Genomic DNA, 16,733 nt, shown 5'->3' on the forward strand with positions numbered 1-16,733 from the left:
GGACTGGCCGCCACGAAACACGTCACAAAATCACCCGTATCGCGTAGCCTTTTCTCCCGGCACGGTGAACGCAGAGCCATGCGAATCGCGATTCTCGCGCACGAGAAGTTCCCCGACCGGGCGAAGACCGCGCTCGGACTGCTTCGCTACTCCGACGACGAGGTCGTCGCCGTCCTCGACCGCGACTCGGCCGGGTCGCGCGTCGCCGACCACGTCTCGGACGTACAGGACGCCCCCATCGTCGACTCGATGGCCGAGGCCGACGAGTGCGACGCACTGGTCGTCGGCATCGCGCCCATCGGTGGCGGGTTCGACCCGACGTGGCGCGACGACGTGCGAACCGCGCTCGAACGCGGCTGTGACGTGATTTCGGGACTGCACTACTTCCTCGAAGACGACGAGGAGTTCGCGAGTCTGGCGGCCGAACACGGCTGTGACCTCTGGGACGTGCGCAAGCCCCACGAGGACCTGACGGTCGCACAGGGTATCGCGAGCGAGGTCGACGCCGAAATAGTCCTGACCGTCGGGTCGGACTGCTCGGTCGGCAAGATGACCGCGACGATGGAACTGTGCGAGGCCGCCCGCAACGCAGGTCACGACGCCGCGGTGATTCCGACCGGCCAGACGGGTATCATGATAGAGGGATGGGGCAACCCCATCGACCGCGTCGTCTCGGACTTCACCGCGGGTGCGGTCGAGGAGATGATCCTCGAAATCGGCGACGACCACGACTACCTGTTCGTGGAGGGGCAGGGCGCGATTACCCATCCAGCCTACTCCGCGGTCACCTGTGGCATCCTCCACGGTGCCCAGCCGGACAAACTCGTCCTCTGTCACGCCGCCGGACGCGAGACGGTCCACGGCTACGAGGACTACCCGTTGCTACCGATGGACCGCTACGCGGACCTGTACGAGGCGCTGGCTGCACCGGTCCACAACGCCGAAATCGTCGGCGGCGCGCTCAACACCGTGAACGTCGATTCCGACGAGGCCGCCCGTGAAGCGGTCGACGAGTTCGCCGAGGAACTGGACGCCCCCGCGACCGATATCGTCCGGTTCGACCCCGACGAACTGCTGGAGGCGATTCTGTGAGTCTCGACCTGTCGGTCGAGCGCATCGAGATGGAACTCGCCGAGACGTTCACCATCTCGCGTGGCTCGCAAGACGTAGCCGAGAACGTCGTCGTCCGACTCGCGGACGGCGAGTACGAGGGCGTCGGCGCGGCCGCACCGTCGGTCCACTACGGCGAGTCGGCGGCGACCGTCGAAGCCGCGCTCTCTGAGCTTCGGCCGCGAATCGAGGAAATCGAGGACCCGTTTCAGGTCGAACGAATCGAGGCCGAACTTGCCAGCGCGCTCCGCCGAAACCCGGCCGCGCGCTGTGCCGTCTCCATCGCCCTGCACGACCTCGTCGGCCAGCACCTCGACCTCCCCCTGTGGCGGTACTGGGGACTGGACCCTGAGTCCGCGCCCGACACCTCCTACACGGTCGGCATCGCGGATCCGGAGACGATGGGCGAGAAAGCGTCGCGAGCCGCCAGCGCAGGCTACGACACGCTGAAGGTCAAAGTCGGCACCGACGACGACCGGGCGCGAATCGACGCCGTGGCCAGCGCCGCACCTGATGCGATTATCCGCGTCGACGCGAACGAGGCGTGGTCGCCGAAGGAAGCCGTACAGAACGCCTACTGGCTGGCGGAGTACCCGGTCGAATTCGTCGAACAGCCTGTCGCCGCGGAGGACCCCGAGGGCCAGCGCTACGTGTACGAGCACGCGCCGCTTCCCATCGCCGCGGACGAGTCCTGCGTCGAACTCGACGACATTCCACGTATCGCGGACCGCTGTGACGTGGTCGTGCTGAAACTCATGAAGTGCGGTGGGCTGGTCGAAGCGCGCCGGATGGTCGCCACCGCACGCGCGCATGGACTCGAAGTCATGCTCGGCTGTATGGTCGAGACCGACGCGGCCATCTCCGCCGGCGGCCAACTCGCCCCGCTCTGTGACTACGTCGACCTCGACGGGTCGCTCTTGCTGGCCGACGACGCCGACCCGTACGAGGGGCCGGTTCGGTCCGGTGGCGACATCGACCTCGACGACGCGCCCGGTATCGGCCTTCGCGGGCGCTGAGCCGGGCCTCGGTCGGTTAGTCGGAGGTCCACCAGTTCTTCGACCACACGGCAACTGCCGTAACGCTTTCTTCGGCCCACCGCGACTCCCGGGACATGGACCGCTTGCCGCTGGGGATTTCGCGGCTGGATTCGATGATCGGCGGGGGCGCACCACCGGGCAGTGTCGTCCTCCTCGCCGGCGAGGTGGGTGCGGGCGCACGTGAGTTCGTCTACACGAGCATCGCGATGAACGGGCTGGCACAGACGAACGCCGAGTTGTTCGACCTCTACTACGGGAGTCTGCACAGTGACGCGGCCGTGCCCGAGGAGATCCACTACGTCTCGTTCACCGCCGAGAAGGCGGCGCTGGTCGAGGAGATGCGGTACGCGATGGACGACGAACTCGTCACGGCCGGGACCGGGCCGGTCGACTTCGCCGACCTCTCACAGCCGTACTTTCAACTCTCGCAAGTACCCCGCGAGTGGTACTCGAAGAAGACGAGCGACATCACGTCACTCGGTGACCGCGACCGCCGCAGCACGCTCGACGCCCTCGGCGACCACCTGAACGAACACGCGCCGGGGAATCTGGTCGTCATCGACTCGGTGACCGACCTGTTGAGCGCGGCCGAAGAGCAGATGGACTGGAACCAGATTACCCTCCTGATGAAGGGGCTGAAGAAGGCGTCGTACCAGTGGGGTGGCCTCATCCTCCTGCTGGTCAACACCGAGGCGCTGTCGGAGCGCCAACTCGGCGGCCTGATGGACGCCGTCGACGGCTCACTCTTGTTCGAGTGGGAGACCGGCGGTTCCGAGCGCGCTCGGACGCTCGTCGTCAAACAGTTCCGCGGCGTGCTCTCTCGGCTCGAAGACGAGAACATCATCCAGTTCGAGACGGAGATTCACGACGGCGGGTTCGACATCAGCGACGTGCGCAAAATCAGGTGAAGGCGACCGCTTTGTTCCGGTTCGGTTGGCGACAATCCTTAAGGGTATTCCCCACTAACTCCGGCTGAATGGCGAGCGAGGAGCAGGTCGACCTCTCGGTACGGCTCCCGCCAGCGTTGGGGGAGTGGGTCCGCGAGCACGCGACCGAGCAGGACGCCGAACCGGACGAACTGGTTCAGCAATTGCTCTCGGCGTATCAGACCGTCTCCTCGCACGCGGAGACGAACGGTGGCATCGACTTCGACACACCCGGCGGCAACGAGGCGCTCGAAGAACGCATCGACGCCCAGCACGAGGAGTTCATGGACCACGTCGAAGACGTCCGTGACCGCGTGATTCAGGTAAAGTACGAGGCCGACGACAAGGCCCCAGCCGACCACAACCACGCAGACCTCTCGGCGAGACTCGACGACCTCGACGCGGACATCGATGCACTCGAAGACGACCTCGGCGAGGTCGAAGAGACGGTCGAGCGCGGCTTCGAGAACTTCGAGGACATTTTGGAGTATCTCGTCGACACCAGCGACGACCTCGACGCGAAACTCGTGAAACTCGCGCGAGTCACCCTCGACGTTCGCTCGGAGGTCTCACGACTCGCCGCGGCGGAGGCACGCCGCGCCGAGGTCGAAGCGCTCAAACTCGCCGCGAACCGGTCCGGCGTCGAGCGCGCCAAGTGCGACGAGTGCGAGACGAACGTGACGGTCGCGCTCTTGACAGAGCCGACCTGCCCGCACTGTGCGAGTTCGTTCAGCGACGTAGAGCCGAGTTCGTCCTTCGGCCCGTTCGGCACGCATCGACTGCTTACCGGCGACCCACCGGCGCTGCCCGAGGGAGCTGAGCCCTCGATGGACGAGCAACTGGCCGAGGAGTTCCTCGACGAAGCGGGCGACGACAGCACTTTCGAGGCTGAGACGCGATGACCGACGAGCACACCGAAGACGGCCACCGGACCGACGACGACGTCCCGGCCGAAGGCGACCAGTCCGACGAACCGCTCTCTGGGCTCCGCGAGGAACTCACCGCCGACGAGTCCGAACAGCACGAAGCGTCCGAGACGACAGCGTCGATCGACGCCGCCGAATCGACCGAATCGACCGAATCGACGGCCGACGAGTCGGCACTGCCCCAGCTGGGAACCGAGGCCGACACGAGGGACCGCCGCCGTGATGGCCCACTTGGTGACGTGGCCGCCGAACTCGACGGCCGTAGACGGCGACGCGACGCGACCGACGACGACCTGTTCGAGTCGGTCGACGTGGGCGAAATCGACACGGACGAACTGTGGGACCAGGTCGCCGCCGACGAACCGGTCGGCCCGGCCGAAGCACCCTCGGAGACGCGCCGGACGGTCGCCAAGGCGAAATACTGCCAGCGGTGTGAGTTCTTCTCGGCACCGCCCGAGGTCGGCTGTGGCCACGACGGAACGCGCATCGTCGAGGAGGCCGACATCGACCACTTCGAAGTGGCTAACTGCCCGAAAGTACGAGAAGACGAAGCACTCGAGAACGTCTGAATCATGCAATTTTGCGACGACTGCGGTTCGATGATGAAAGCACAGGGCGACGACTGGGTCTGTTCGAACTGCGGCGCGTCAGAAGGACGTGACCGCGACGACGAGGCCGACATGGTCACGACCGAAGCACAGACCGACAGCGAGGTCATCGAGACCGACGCGAACGCGGAGTTCGAGGGGAAACCCACCGCGACCGACGTGAAGTGCGACCAATGTGGTACCCAGAAAGCGTGGTACTACATCCAGCAGACCGCCTCCGCCGACGAGCCGCCGACTCGGTTCTTCAAGTGTACCGAGTGCGGGAACCGGTGGCGCGGCTACAACTGAGTCGACCCGAACTATAGTTTACTACAAACCGAGTGGCAAATTTCTCCAGGTAACTCGACAATTATACGGCCCGACCACGTACCGCGTGGTATGACGTTACACGGCAGGGACGTACGACAGGACGTCAGGGAGCTTGGCGCACTTCTCGGCGACGTACTCGAAGGACAGACCTCCCGCGCCGCGTTCGAGACCGTCGAATCGGTCCGAACGGGGGCTATCGACTACCGACGCGGCGACATCGACTCCCGCGCAGCACTCGAACGCGAACTGGACACGCTGACGCCGGAGTTAGAGACCGTCGTTGCACGCGCGTTCACTACCTACTTCGAACTCATCAACCTCGCCGAAGAGCGCGAGCGCGTCCGAGCGGTCCGGCGTGACCAGCAAGAGGGTGCGCTCGAAGACGGCGTCGAGGCCGCCGTCGCGGAGTTGGCCGAGGCCGACGACGCGACCATCCAGCAGGTCTTAGACGACGTACTCATCGAACCGACGTTCACCGCCCACCCGACCGAAGCGCGCCGGAAGACGGTAAAGGCGAAGCTCCGGTCGGTCGCGGGCCACCTCGAAACGCTGGACGAGCGCCGACTCACCGACCAGGACGAACAGCGGGTCGAGCGTGACCTCGCGGCGGAAGTCACGAGTCTGTGGCAGACGCCGCAGGTCCGTGAGCGCCGTCCGCACCCGACGGACGAGGCGCGAAACGTCCAGTGGTATCTGGAGAACACGCTGTTCGACGTGGTCGGTGACGTGTACGACGACTTAGAAACCGTGCTCGGCGCGGAGGTCGGCGACCTCGACGTGGAGAAACTGTTCGAGTTCCGCTCGTGGGCCGGCAGCGACCGCGACGGGAACCCCTTCGTCACGCCTGAAGTGACGACCGACACGCTGGAACGCCAGCGAAGCGTCGTGCTGGACCGGTATCGACGCGAGTTGAAGTCGCTCTCCGGCGTCCTGAGTCAGGACGGCGACCGGGTCGAGACGGGGCCGCGGTTCGAGAAGTCGCTGGCAGCAGACCGCGAGCGATTGCCCGGCGTCGCAGAGACGGCACAGGAGCGCTATCCCGACGAACCCTACCGCCAGAAGCTGAAGTTGATGCGCGAGAAGCTCGACCGCGTGACCGACGTCCGTCCCGGCGGCTACGACGAGGCCGACGAACTCGCCGACGACCTCGACGTTCTCGTCGAGAGTCTGGAAGCGAACGGGGCCGAGTCGGTCGTCCGAGCGAACGTCCAGCCGCTGTGTCGGAAGGTGGCGACGTTCGGCTTCTCGCTCGCGAGTCTCGACCTGCGTGACCATCAGGAGAACCACACCGAGGCGGTCGCACAGGCGCTTGCCAGAAGCGGGGTCGACTACCACGACAAGTCCGAAGCCGAGCGCGTCGAACTGCTGACCGAAGCCATCCTGCAGGAGGAGTCGGTCGTCGACGTGACCGACACGAGCGATCTCTCCGACACTGCTGCACGCGTTCTCACGCGCTTCGACCACCTCGCCGACTGGCAGTCCGAGTACGGCACGCAGTCGGTCGACACCTACGCAATCTCGATGACGGAAGAACCGTCGCACGTCCTCGAAGTGCTGTTCCTCGCGGACCAAGCCGGGGTCGTCGAACTGCCCGAGTATTCGGGCCTCGACGTGGTTCCCCTGCTGGAGACCGAGAGCGCTCTCTCCGGCGCTCGTCGTATCATGGGCACGCTGTTCGAAAACGAGGCGTACGCCCGGTCGCTACAGGCTCGCGGCGGTCGCAGCGCGGAGGCCGACGCGGAAGCCACCGAGGACGGCCTCGGTACGCAGGAGATCATGCTCGGCTACTCCGACTCGAACAAGGAGAACGGCTTCCTCGCGGCGAACTGGTCGTTGTACGAGAACCAACGCAACCTCGCCGACATCTGTGACGAGTACGGCGTGACTCTGCGCCTGTTCCACGGGCGCGGCGGCTCCATCTCGCGCGGCGGTGGCCCGATGAACGAGGCACTGCTCGCGCTGCCGAACTCCACTGTCACGGGACAGGTGAAGTTCACCGAGCAAGGCGAGGCAATCGCAGAGAAGTACGCGAATCCTAGAGTAGCGAAGCGCAACATCGAACAGATGCTCAACGCCCAGTTGCGGGCGCGAAAGCGGTCCATCGAGGAACCGGAGGAGACGGTCCACGACGAGTGGGTCGACGCGATGGAGACGATGGCTGACGCGGCCCGCGACGAGTATCGTGGCCTCCTCGAAACCGATGGCTTCGTGAGCTACTTCGAGCAGGCGACGCCCATCACCGTCATCGAAGAACTCAACCTCGGTTCGCGCCCGGCCTCGCGCTCGGGCGAGCGCACGGTCGAAGACCTGCGAGCCATCCCGTGGGTGTTCTCGTGGACCCAGTCGCGCTGTATCCTGCCCGGCTGGTACGCGCTCGCGACCGGTATCGACGCCTACCTCGATTCGGGCGGCGACGTCGAGACGCTGCAGGAGATGTACCAGTCGTGGCCGTTCTTCCGGTCGACGCTCGACAACGCCGCGCTCTCACTGGCCCGGACCGACCTCGACGTGACGGAACACTACGCCGCTCTGGCCGACGCCGACCTCCGCGAGCGCTTCTTCCCGCGCGTCAGCGGGGAGTACGAGCGCGCGACCGACCTCGTGACGACCATCGCCGACCGCGAGTCGCTGTACGTCCGAGACTGGTTCGGCGAGAGTCTCGACCGCCGGAATCCGTACGTCGACCCGCTCAACCTGCTCCAGACGCGCTTGCTCGACCAGACGCACCGAACCGACGAAGAAGAGCGGACGCTCCGCCTGACGGTGAAAGGTATCGCAGCCGGAATGAAGAACACCGGATAGCCGCCGTCTCCTCCCGCTTTTGAGGGGCACCCCGAACCAAGTTGGGAGAACAGTGAATATCGGTCATCGCCAAGGCCGCCGTAGAGAGTCAATTCCCGTCAGATGAGACAGATAAATATGGGCCGACGAACCGGTGGTCACTGGGGGAACACACGCGGGGACGGCGATGAGTGAACCAGCGGTCGTTCTCGCCGACCCGGCCGGGGTCGAGTGGGCTGCCGAACTGCAGCGAGCCACCGGTGTATCGGTCGAGGCCGTCACCGACGCCGAGGAGGCCATCTCGCTGCTTTCTCCATCCACCGAGTGTCTCGTGACGGCGACGACACTCGACGGCGAGCGCGATGGAGTCGAACTGGCGAGTACTAGCAGGGAACAGTCGCCCGCGGTACCGGTCGTCCTGTTCGGTCCGGCCGAACCTGACGACTGCGGTCCCGTGAACGCGGTCGTCTCGGCACCGACGCTCGCGGCCCGACGCGCGCTCGTGACGATGCAGGTGGAGCGCCGTGCAGACCTCCGTGAGCGGTACACCGACCGCGCCGACCCACTCTGTATCCTCGACGACGAGCGCCGATTCAGCTACGTCAACGAGGCGTTCGCCAGCGAGTTCGGGTACGAACAGGTCGAACTCGAAGGCGCGTACTGGGACGCCGTCGCCGACGAGGACCGCGACACCGCCGAACTCCTGCAACGAGTCACCGAAGAGGGGGAGTGGCACGGCCCGATGGCGGCGACGCGGCGGGACGGGACGGCCGTCACGGCGAACAGTTCGCTCCGGCGGACCGCCGACGGTGGCGTCGTCGCGACCGTCAGAGAGATATCTCGTCGGCCGGCCGAGGCGAACGCGCTGCAGGCACTCGGCGAAATCGCTGAGTCGCTGGCGACGGTCGACAGCGAGACCGAGGTGTGTCGTATCGTCGCCGACACGGTGGCGACGTTGGACGGCGGCCCGAGCATCGTCCTCTACCTGTTCGATGAAGACGCACGGTCGCTCGAACCCGTCGCGGCCGGGGGACAACTGGTCGCCGACCCACCGTCGTTCGAGATAGACGGAGAGAACCCGGTGACGGAGGCGTTCTTCACCGACGAGGCCGACCTGACAGAGACGACGCTCGGGCGACTGTTCACCGACGAAGCTGACGCCGGGCACGCGCAGGCACTCGGCAACGCCGGCGTCTGCGTCTCGGCCAGCGACGCGAGAAGCGGGGACGCGGCGCTGGACCTCGTCTCCCCGTTCGCCCGAACGGCCAGTGCGGCGTTCGACCGAATCCAGGCCCAGACGAAACTCGACGACCGCGACGGCGACGTCCGGAGTCTGTCCAACCGGGTCGACCAGCTCACGAACGTCACGAAGGTCCTCCGTGCGGTCGACGAGTCGTTGGTTCGCTCGCGCACACGCGAAGCGGTAGACAGGAACGTCTGCGAGGCGCTGGTGTCGTTCGCCGGCATCGAGTTCGCGTGGGTCGGTGAACGCGACGGCGACGGTGTCGACGTTCGAACGTGGGTCGGCGCAGAAGACGGCTACCTCGACGCGATAGACTTCCACGGCGACGAACCGACGGTCAACACAGTGCAGACCGGCGAACCCACGCTCGTCACCGACGTGGGAACCGACTTACACGCCAACCCCTGGCGACGTGGCGCGCTCTCGCGTGGATTCGACGCGGTCATGAGCGTGCCACTCAAGCATCGCGACATCGAGTACGGTGCGGTCACCGTCTACGCGTCGAGTAGCGAGACGTTCGACGACGTGGTCCAGTCGGTCCTGGTCGAACTCGGTGCGAAGGTCGGTCACGCGCTCAACGCGGTCGAGACCCGACTCGCGTTGTTGTCGGACCGGGTCGCCGAACTCGAACTCTCGTTCACCGAACCGGACACCGCGTTGTTCCGACTCGCAGAGACCAGCGACACGCCACTAGTCTTCGACGAGTTCGTCCCCCGGGAGAACGACGACTTATTCGTCTACTGTATCGTGCCGAACGACGGCGTCGATACGGTCGTGACGACGGCTAAGTCACTCGTGGGTATCGACGATGTATCCGTCATCGCAGACGACGCGGACGACGAGTCGCTCCTCGAACTACAGGTGAGCGGGCTCACCGTCGCCGTCGTCGCTGGTGACTTCGGTGCCCGTGTCCGACGCGCATCTGCCGACGGGTCGACGTTGACCCTGCGGGTCGAACTCCCTCGAGAACTGCAGGTCCGGGAGTTCGTCGGGTACCTCCAACGCCACTTTTCCACGCCAGAATTATTGGCCCGTCGAGACATCGACCAGCCGACCCGGACGCGACGCGAGTTCCGCGCGGCGCTCGAAGAAGCGTTGACCGAGAAACAACTGGAGACACTCAGGACTGCGCACACCAGTGGCTACTTCGAGTGGCCTCGGGAGAGCACCGGCGAGGAAATCGCCGAATCCCTCGGCGTGACCCAGCCTACGGTCAATAGACACCTCCGTGCTAGCGAACGAAAACTGTTCGAAATGTTGTTCAAACGCTGACATTTTATATGTATAGACTCGGGCGTACCTAACTGGTTACACAGATAGGTGCAATCCTTAGGCTGACGCAGTGAATAGAAAGAAGTGAGGAAAATCATGGACCCTGCAGACACAAACAACGTTCCAGCCGACACGGAGCGAGCCACGGACGCCTCGTGTGAGGTCTGTGGGGACTCAGTAGAGACGACAGAATGGCATCCAGCCGCGACACAGAGCGACGACGAGGGTAACATCCAGATCCTCACGTTCTGTGACGAACAGTGTCGCGATCACTGGTTGGACGAAGACTAAGCTGGCTGGGTCCCGAATCGGGCTTCGGCACACCACACACAGGCGGTCCTCAACGAACGAACCCGGTGGTCTACTGTGACCACCAGGCACCCCCCTTGGCAGACATCCCATTCTCTTCGAGAGCGTATAGCACGTCGGTCGACAATGGTCACTCCGCAACAGACAGTTACTCACTCCGCGACAGACAGTTGCGCCGATTCGTGAGTGAACGAGGCCGAACGAAGTCGGCGGAATCACGCGTGACTCCTGTTCGACGCGTCGCTGTCGAGTGTACAGGATGGGATGGAAAGAGAGAGATGTGGGCTTCGACCTTCCTAACGGAAGGTAGTAGCTTGCAGGCGGTGGGGTGGTGGGTGCCTATCGCCGGGTGGCTCTCTCCCGGCGCATGATGCTACGTCGAACCATAGCAATAGCGTATTCCCTATATGTTTAGGAGCCGGTGTCGGCCTACTCCACGTCGTGTGCGTATTTCATCTCGCCAGCGAAGAGGTCGGTGAGTAGCTTCTCCTGTGCGGCCCGGAGATGTTCGTGGAACGTCGGCGACGAGATACCGAGGGCGTCTGCGATGTCTTCGGCGTCGTTGCGCCGCGGCCACTCGAAGTAGCCAGCGTTCATCGCGGTCTCGATGACCTCGCGCTGGCGGTCCGTGAGCCGGTCTTCGAGCGCAGACCGGTACTCAGAGACACGTCGCTCCGGGCGCTTGTGTTCTCGCTTGGCGAGTAACTCGGTCCGCTCGAACAGGGCGTCACAGGACTCGACGAGCGAACGAATCGGGACCGAACGAGGCAGTTCGGCGACGACGAGACAGCCGTCTTCCGTGAACTCTAGCTGGGAGATGCTCCCGCCGTGTTCCGCGAACAGGGTCGAAATCGGTGGGTCCGAGACGGTCATCGTGACGAGCGTCTCGTCGTCATCCCGGTCGAGGATGGCGACGTCGTCGACCCCGTCGAGTGCCTCGAACGCGGACTTGAACGCCGGAAAGTCGTCGAGACCGACTGCGGTGAAGTAGTACGTAAAGGTGTGGTCGTCGACCGCCGTCGCGCCGTCGACTAGTAACGCGATGCCGAGGTCATCGGTGGTGTCGAGGAACTCGATCGACGGGTCCTGAATCCGCAGTTTGAGTTCGACGCTCTGGTCTGCGATGAGCGCAGCACGGCGTTCGTTCGAACTCAGTGCGAGACCAACGACCGTGCCGAGTCCCGAGAGGACCTCGACGATATCGTCGGTGAACACGTTCGGGCGGTCGGCGTAGAGGCAGATGACGCCATAGAGCGTGTCTTTGAACACGATGGGGACGGCGGCGGACGAGCGGAATCCGGTGTCGAGTACCTGCTCACGCCACGGCTCGAACGACGGTGCCTCCAAGATGTCGTTCTCGACGGTGACCGTCCTGGACTCGACGGCTCGACCGGCGGGTCCCTGCCCGGTCGGGGAGCCGTCCGTCGTGACGGTGATATCGTCGGCGTAGGTCTGGTCACCCGCAGTCGCGGCCGGGTCGAGAACGTCGGTCGGGGTCGACCCTCGCGCGAACCACGCGTAGCTGAACAGCGGCGATTCGACCAGTCCGTCACAGACCAGTTGGGCGATTTCGGCCCAGCCCGTGGCGGTAACCAGCGAGTCGCTGATGTCGTCGGCGAGTCGGTCGAGTTCGACGACCGTCTCCAGTTCGTCACGTTCTCGGGCGAGTTCACGCTGCGCGGTCACGTCCTGAAAGTGGACGGTGAGCCCCTCGTTCGAGGGGAACACCTGCACCGAGAGCCACGCATCGAACGCGTCGACGTACGCCTCGAAGCGGTCCGGTGTCTTCGTCTCGAACGCGCGTTCGAGGTGCGCTCGGAAGCGACTCGGTTGCGTCTCGGGAACGAGTTCCCAGAGCTGTTCACCGGCTGCAGTGTCGGCGTCGAGACTGAGCGTGTCGGCGGCCTCCAGCGAGAGCGTTCGAACGCGATAGTCGTCGTCGAGTGCGACGAACGAATCGAGCGTACGTGGTGCCCAAGAGTCGGCCTCAGCTGCCGACTCAGGCTGTCTGGGACGGACGATACCGACGTAGTGGCGCTCGTCAGCCCGCTCGAACGTTCCGAACGTGGCGGCCACCGGGAACTCCTCACCGTCAGGCTGTCTAGCCGTGAGTCGCGTCGACCGCCACTGGACTGGTGTCGTGTCGTCCGAGTCGAACGGTGGCACGCCCGGTCCCGGACTGCCGTCCGGTGGGAAGACGACCGAGAGGGGTGCGCCGACCAACTCCTCGGGTTGCGAGTCGAGAAGGGTAGTGGCGCTCGGGTTCAGCCCACTGATGTTGCCGTCTGCATCGATGGTGACGACGGCGTCGGTGGCGTGTTCGGCGAAGACGCCGAAACTGCCAGCGGTCATCGCACTGTCCGACCGAACCGCAGTCGAGGGAAGCGTCGTGAACCCGTCAGCTGTTATCTGTGGCCCGCCGTCCTCCACGGCACTGCCGGAGACCGGTTCCGTGACCACACCGTTTCCATCACCCGAGAGTACGACGAACGGTGTCTTCGGAAAGCGTTCGCAGGCCGCACGTAGCGTCTGCGCTCCGCTGTCCGGGTCGACGTCGATACCGGCGACGACGCAATCGAACTGCCCGGACGCGAGTCGCTCACCGAGTGCAGCGAACGACTCCTCGGTGACGACGGAGGGGTGCCCATCTCCCCCGGGGTCGGGGGTCGTTCCTCGCTCCCCCGTCGTCAGGTAGAGGACGCTAAATTCGTCGGCCATATCCTACTCCGTCTTCACACGGCCAGCGGGTTAAATCCATCGTGCTGGCAGTGTCGCTGAGCGGGTGATAGGAGGCCTCTATAGCTTGTTTCTAGCAAATTGGGCGGTGGATATTACCGGCCAAATTCGACGTTTGGGTATAAAAGGCTGGGAGATTCCGGGACAGAGTTAAGACAATCTCGTCTCGCACTCGAACAGTTCGTCGAACTCGCCGCTGTCGACTCCGTCGACGTCCTCGAGTGACGCTTCCAGCGCCGCGCGCTCGCGCTCGACCTGGTGGCGGAGTTCGACCAGCCATTCGGGTGCCTCGGATGGAGTCGGCGCAGCGCTCTCTTCGGCGGCGACGAGCGTCGACTGTAACGAGTAGTAGCTGCGAATCTCTTCGTCGAGGGAGGCGAGTACGAGCAACTCCTCGACGGTGTCTCGTATCTGGTCACGTCCGACCGGTTTGACGAGATAGTCGTCGAACCGCATCTCGACGATGTCCACGCTCGGTTCGACCGCGGTCACCATCGCGACGCGGACGGCCGGGTCTTTCTCTTTGAGCCTGTCGAGCGTTTCGTCACCCGCCATCACGGGCATCCGCCGGTCGAGCAAGACGACGTCCACCTCGTCGCCGTACGTTTCGAGCGCCTCTTCGCCATCCGTCGCGACTCTAACGTCGTACTCGTCACGGAGCCAGAAATCGTAGGTCTCCGCGAGGTCCTCGTCGTCTTCGGCCACGAGGACGGTCGGATTCTCAGGCAGGTCGATTGCGTGCGTGCTGGTCATGGGGGAAGCGTGTATCACTGCGTGAATCGGTGGGCTGTGCTACCGAGAGTAGCACATACAGTCACCTCGAAGGTCGGCCTAAGTGAATTGGAAACGCACTCGTGGCCTCGGCTGGCGAGACCGTGTGACCTTTCTGCGTGGCACCCGGAATCGACATCGATGGACGACAGCCGTCGTGTCGAGGTCCACCCCGGCCGGGAAGCCGTGGTCGAATTCGACCCCGACCTGACGTTCGAGTGCGTCGAGGAGTGTACCTGGTGTTGTACCCACGGCGTCTTACTGTACGAACCGGACTTCTTCGGCCTCGCCGAGCGGGCGAACCTCAGCGATGCGACGACCGAGTTCCGCGGCCACGACTTCGTCACGACCGAGCAGAAAGACCGCGACGACCACGTCGACGAAGACGGCCGTGCCTGCTACTTCTTGAACGAAGACGGCCTCTGCTCGCTCCACCTCGAACACGACTGGAAACCGGCGCGCTGTTCGGTGTACCCGCTCGCCGTCACCATCGAAGACGGCGACATCCACGTCGACATCCGCGAGACAGCCCACGAACACTGTGAGGGATTGAACGTCTCCGAGCGGAAGGTCATCGACAATCTGGACGCGTTCTTGCCCGAGGTGCTGTGGGAAATCGAGGACCCGACGAGCGACGTCGCACTGTAGCCAAACAGGAATAGGCCGGTTCGTCTCGTTGCTCGGGGCCGAAGTTCGACACATGACTACGAGCAGCGACGGTTCACACGACGGCTCGACGGCCACTGCTGACTGGTCTCCGAACGACCACTCCGGCGACGAGTTCGAACACGTCGGCCTGCTCTCGCAAGGGACGAACGTGTACTACGACCGGGACCTATCGATGTTCTTCTACTCGGACACTCCCGAGGCGGACGGTTCGGAGACCGGCTTGGACGACTCGGGTCGTGCACTCGAACCGACCGAGACGCTCGGCGAGGCCATCGAGGCCATCGGCGAGAAGACCGGCTGGGACTCGCTGTCCGACTGGGCGAACGAACACCTCACAGCCGACGAGAACGGAAACGGGGACGACTTACCCGACCAGTAGCCACGCGACGAACACGACGACGCCACCGAAGAACGTACTCACGACCGCGTGGACACGAAGCCGGTCGAGCAGGTGGTGGGCGTTGTTCGACACCTGCGCGACCTCGTACACTTCGCCGCCGAGTTCACACTTCGGCAGGAAGTCCATCGCCACGTGGAGGAACACGCCCGCGGCGAAGCCGAAGACGGCCGCGGTGACGAGTGGGTCGCCCGAGAGGTCGAAGAAACTCGCTGGGATGGCCGTCAGACCGACGCCACACGCGGGGACCAGTAGGGCGGTCGCGTCCTTCCCGTTCGACGCGAGGCGACGCGCCGCGGCGTAGCCGGCCGGCCCCTTGTGCGAGACGATGGCGAGACCGAGACCGATGCCGAGCGGCGGCATCGTCCCGTAGACGATACCGATGATGACGCCTGCTGCGAGTGCGTGCGCCGTGAGTTCGACTGCGGTGTGGTCGAAGCCCACGTCGATGTGTGCGAACCGGTGTCCGATGGTGTGCGAGCCGAAACCGGCGAGTAGCCCTAGTGCGACGCCTGCGCCAGCGTACTTCATCCCGACGGCGGGATTCGCCGCACCCTGTGCCAGCCCGAAGGCCTGTGGCAGCAGGAACATCGCGGCGCTGACGACCATCGCACCAGAGGCCAGCCCGTAGCCCCACACCAGTCGCTTCGCGTGCTGGTCTTTCGCGCGGACGCCGAACGGAATCGCCACGGCCATCACACCGAAGGCGACCCACGCGATGCCGACCGGCTTCAGCTCGTTCGTCGATTCGGCGATGGCCCACGCGCCCACCGAGAGCGCGACGAGCAGCGCAGTCGCCCCCAGCCCCAGCGAGGACATCCCACCCTTCTGATTGTTAGTAACTGACTCTGTCGTACCCATGTTGTTAGTAACAAAAATACCACGGTTAATAACTGATTCGGTCGGTCAGCGTGTCGCCGACTTCCACTCTCGCAGGCCGACGACTTGCCCGTCGAGGTCCGCCGCGGGACAGTCGCTCGCGGCCCACGCGAACAGCGGCGCGATTTCGGCGGGGTCACGCCCACCGGGACCGGAGAGGTCAGTCGCCACCTTCCCGGGGTCGACCAGCCCGACCGTGTACTCGGTGTCGGCTGCGAAGCCGCGGACCACGGCCTCGGCGGCTGCCTTGGAGACGGCGTAGGAGCCGATTCCGGGTTTGGTCTCGCGGGCGACCGACCCCGTGGGAACGACGATTCGCGCACCTTCGTTCAGGTGCGGCAGGGCCTCTTTGATGGTGGCGAAGACGCCCCGAGCGTTCGTCCGTACGTGTTCGTCGAAGGCCGTGTAGGAATCGGCAGGTGTGGGTGACTCGCCCGGCGTCCCGTGGAAGACGCCCGCGTTGGCGACCACAGTGTCGACGCCGCCGTTCTCGCCGGCGCGAGAGGCGGTTTCGAGCAATCGTTCCATATCGAACTCGTCTCGCACGTCGGCGCGCATGCCGGTTGCTGCGCCGCCCTCGTTCTCGATGTCTTCGACGAGCGCCTCGACCGCGTCGGCCTCGCGCGAACAGACGACGACGTGCGCCCCCTGCGCCGCGAACTCGTGTGCGACCGCTTCGCCGATGCCACGCGTCGCCCCGGTGACGACTGCCGTTGTGTCTTGCATGTTTGCGGTATAGGAGGGGACGGAGAGGAAAGCA

15 protein-coding genes are annotated in these 16,733 nt (G+C 64.7%); 11 read left to right on the forward strand and 4 right to left on the reverse strand.

Annotated features, from left to right (window positions below):
• The first annotated feature begins 78 nt into the window (after window positions 1-78).
• From ACSC1P_RS06615 to ACSC1P_RS06655, 9 genes are all read left to right on the forward strand, one after another.
• Window positions 79-1,092, forward strand: coding sequence for an N-acetyltransferase DgcN family protein (locus ACSC1P_RS06615; RefSeq protein ID WP_435359345.1), 1,014 nt, complete (start codon window positions 79-81; stop codon window positions 1,090-1,092).
• Window positions 1,089-2,126 carry a dipeptide epimerase gene (locus tag ACSC1P_RS06620; RefSeq protein WP_435359346.1) on the forward strand — a complete coding sequence of 346 codons (1,038 nt, stop codon included), beginning with the start codon at window positions 1,089-1,091 and terminating at the stop codon, window positions 2,124-2,126. The genes ACSC1P_RS06615 and ACSC1P_RS06620 overlap by 4 nt, the downstream gene beginning before the upstream one ends.
• A gap of 95 nt (window positions 2,127-2,221) precedes the next feature.
• Window positions 2,222-3,055, forward strand: coding sequence for an RAD55 family ATPase (locus ACSC1P_RS06625; protein WP_435359347.1), 834 nt, complete (start codon window positions 2,222-2,224; stop codon window positions 3,053-3,055).
• 68 nt (window positions 3,056-3,123) lie between these two features.
• A complete protein-coding gene (locus tag ACSC1P_RS06630; RefSeq protein ID WP_435359348.1) occupies window positions 3,124-3,975 on the forward strand; it encodes a hypothetical protein in 852 nt (283 codons plus the stop codon).
• Window positions 3,972-4,568, forward strand: coding sequence for a DUF8135 domain-containing protein (locus ACSC1P_RS06635; RefSeq protein WP_435359349.1), 597 nt, complete (start codon window positions 3,972-3,974; stop codon window positions 4,566-4,568). The genes ACSC1P_RS06630 and ACSC1P_RS06635 overlap by 4 nt, the downstream gene beginning before the upstream one ends.
• Before the next feature lie 3 nt (window positions 4,569-4,571).
• A complete protein-coding gene (locus ACSC1P_RS06640) occupies window positions 4,572-4,895 on the forward strand; it encodes a transcription factor S (protein ID WP_435359350.1) in 324 nt (107 codons plus the stop codon).
• Between the two features lie 90 nt (window positions 4,896-4,985).
• On the forward strand, window positions 4,986-7,718 hold the full coding sequence (gene ppc, locus ACSC1P_RS06645) for a phosphoenolpyruvate carboxylase (RefSeq protein WP_435359351.1): 2,733 nt from the start codon (window positions 4,986-4,988) through the stop codon (window positions 7,716-7,718).
• Between the two features lie 166 nt (window positions 7,719-7,884).
• Entirely contained in the window at window positions 7,885-10,212 is a 2,328-nt protein-coding gene (locus ACSC1P_RS06650; protein WP_435359352.1) for a bacterio-opsin activator domain-containing protein, read from the forward strand.
• A 96-nt stretch (window positions 10,213-10,308) separates the two neighbouring features.
• Window positions 10,309-10,503 carry a DUF7576 family protein gene (locus tag ACSC1P_RS06655; protein WP_435359353.1) on the forward strand — a complete coding sequence of 65 codons (195 nt, stop codon included), beginning with the start codon at window positions 10,309-10,311 and terminating at the stop codon, window positions 10,501-10,503.
• Between the two features lie 447 nt (window positions 10,504-10,950).
• Here the strand turns inward: ACSC1P_RS06655 and ACSC1P_RS06660 are convergent, their stop codons facing one another.
• Window positions 10,951-13,239 carry a bacterio-opsin activator domain-containing protein gene (locus tag ACSC1P_RS06660; RefSeq protein WP_435359354.1) on the reverse strand — a complete coding sequence of 763 codons (2,289 nt, stop codon included), beginning with the start codon at window positions 13,237-13,239 and terminating at the stop codon, window positions 10,951-10,953.
• 168 nt (window positions 13,240-13,407) lie between these two features.
• A complete protein-coding gene (locus ACSC1P_RS06665) occupies window positions 13,408-14,010 on the reverse strand; it encodes a response regulator (RefSeq protein WP_435359355.1) in 603 nt (200 codons plus the stop codon).
• A 159-nt stretch (window positions 14,011-14,169) separates the two neighbouring features.
• On the opposite strand from ACSC1P_RS06665, the gene ACSC1P_RS06670 reads away from it, so the two are divergent.
• Window positions 14,170-14,676 (forward strand): hypothetical protein, encoded by a 507-nt coding sequence (locus ACSC1P_RS06670; protein WP_435359356.1) that lies wholly within the window; start codon window positions 14,170-14,172, stop codon window positions 14,674-14,676.
• Between the two features lie 52 nt (window positions 14,677-14,728).
• Window positions 14,729-15,076 carry a hypothetical protein gene (locus ACSC1P_RS06675; RefSeq protein ID WP_435359357.1) on the forward strand — a complete coding sequence of 116 codons (348 nt, stop codon included), beginning with the start codon at window positions 14,729-14,731 and terminating at the stop codon, window positions 15,074-15,076.
• On the opposite strand, the gene ACSC1P_RS06680 is transcribed toward ACSC1P_RS06675, so the two are convergent.
• On the reverse strand, window positions 15,062-15,955 hold the full coding sequence (locus ACSC1P_RS06680) for a ZIP family metal transporter (protein WP_435359358.1): 894 nt from the start codon (window positions 15,953-15,955) through the stop codon (window positions 15,062-15,064). The two genes, ACSC1P_RS06675 and ACSC1P_RS06680, sit on opposite strands and share 15 nt — an antisense overlap.
• A 45-nt stretch (window positions 15,956-16,000) precedes the next feature.
• Window positions 16,001-16,699: an SDR family NAD(P)-dependent oxidoreductase gene (locus ACSC1P_RS06685; protein ID WP_435359359.1), complete on the reverse strand. Its 699-nt coding sequence runs from the start codon at window positions 16,697-16,699 to the stop codon at window positions 16,001-16,003.
• Between the last annotated feature and the right edge of the window lie 34 nt (window positions 16,700-16,733).

The organism is Haloarchaeobius caseinilyticus (assembly GCF_051207395.1).
Taxonomy (GTDB): Archaea; Halobacteriota; Halobacteria; order Halobacteriales; family Natrialbaceae; genus Haloarchaeobius.

Excerpts from the sequence above, each read along its gene's own strand:
- ACSC1P_RS06660 (WP_435359354.1), bottom strand. The coding sequence starts at position 13,239 with ATGGCCGACGAATTTAGCGTCCTCTACCTGACGACGGGGGAGCGAGGA.
- ACSC1P_RS06630 (WP_435359348.1), top strand. The coding sequence starts at position 3,124 with ATGGCGAGCGAGGAGCAGGTCGACCTCTCGGTACGGCTCCCGCCAGCG.
- ACSC1P_RS06615 (WP_435359345.1), top strand. The coding sequence starts at position 79 with ATGCGAATCGCGATTCTCGCGCACGAGAAGTTCCCCGACCGGGCGAAG.
- ACSC1P_RS06655 (WP_435359353.1), top strand. The coding sequence starts at position 10,309 with ATGGACCCTGCAGACACAAACAACGTTCCAGCCGACACGGAGCGAGCC.
- ACSC1P_RS06685 (WP_435359359.1), bottom strand. The coding sequence starts at position 16,699 with ATGCAAGACACAACGGCAGTCGTCACCGGGGCGACGCGTGGCATCGGC.
- ACSC1P_RS06665 (WP_435359355.1), bottom strand. The coding sequence starts at position 14,010 with ATGACCAGCACGCACGCAATCGACCTGCCTGAGAATCCGACCGTCCTC.
- ACSC1P_RS06650 (WP_435359352.1), top strand. The coding sequence starts at position 7,885 with ATGAGTGAACCAGCGGTCGTTCTCGCCGACCCGGCCGGGGTCGAGTGG.
- ACSC1P_RS06635 (WP_435359349.1), top strand. The coding sequence starts at position 3,972 with ATGACCGACGAGCACACCGAAGACGGCCACCGGACCGACGACGACGTC.
- ACSC1P_RS06680 (WP_435359358.1), bottom strand. The coding sequence starts at position 15,955 with ATGGGTACGACAGAGTCAGTTACTAACAATCAGAAGGGTGGGATGTCC.
- ACSC1P_RS06675 (WP_435359357.1), top strand. The coding sequence starts at position 14,729 with ATGACTACGAGCAGCGACGGTTCACACGACGGCTCGACGGCCACTGCT.
- ACSC1P_RS06625 (WP_435359347.1), top strand. The coding sequence starts at position 2,222 with ATGGACCGCTTGCCGCTGGGGATTTCGCGGCTGGATTCGATGATCGGC.
- ppc (WP_435359351.1), top strand. The coding sequence starts at position 4,986 with ATGACGTTACACGGCAGGGACGTACGACAGGACGTCAGGGAGCTTGGC.
- ACSC1P_RS06670 (WP_435359356.1), top strand. The coding sequence starts at position 14,170 with ATGGACGACAGCCGTCGTGTCGAGGTCCACCCCGGCCGGGAAGCCGTG.
- ACSC1P_RS06640 (WP_435359350.1), top strand. The coding sequence starts at position 4,572 with ATGCAATTTTGCGACGACTGCGGTTCGATGATGAAAGCACAGGGCGAC.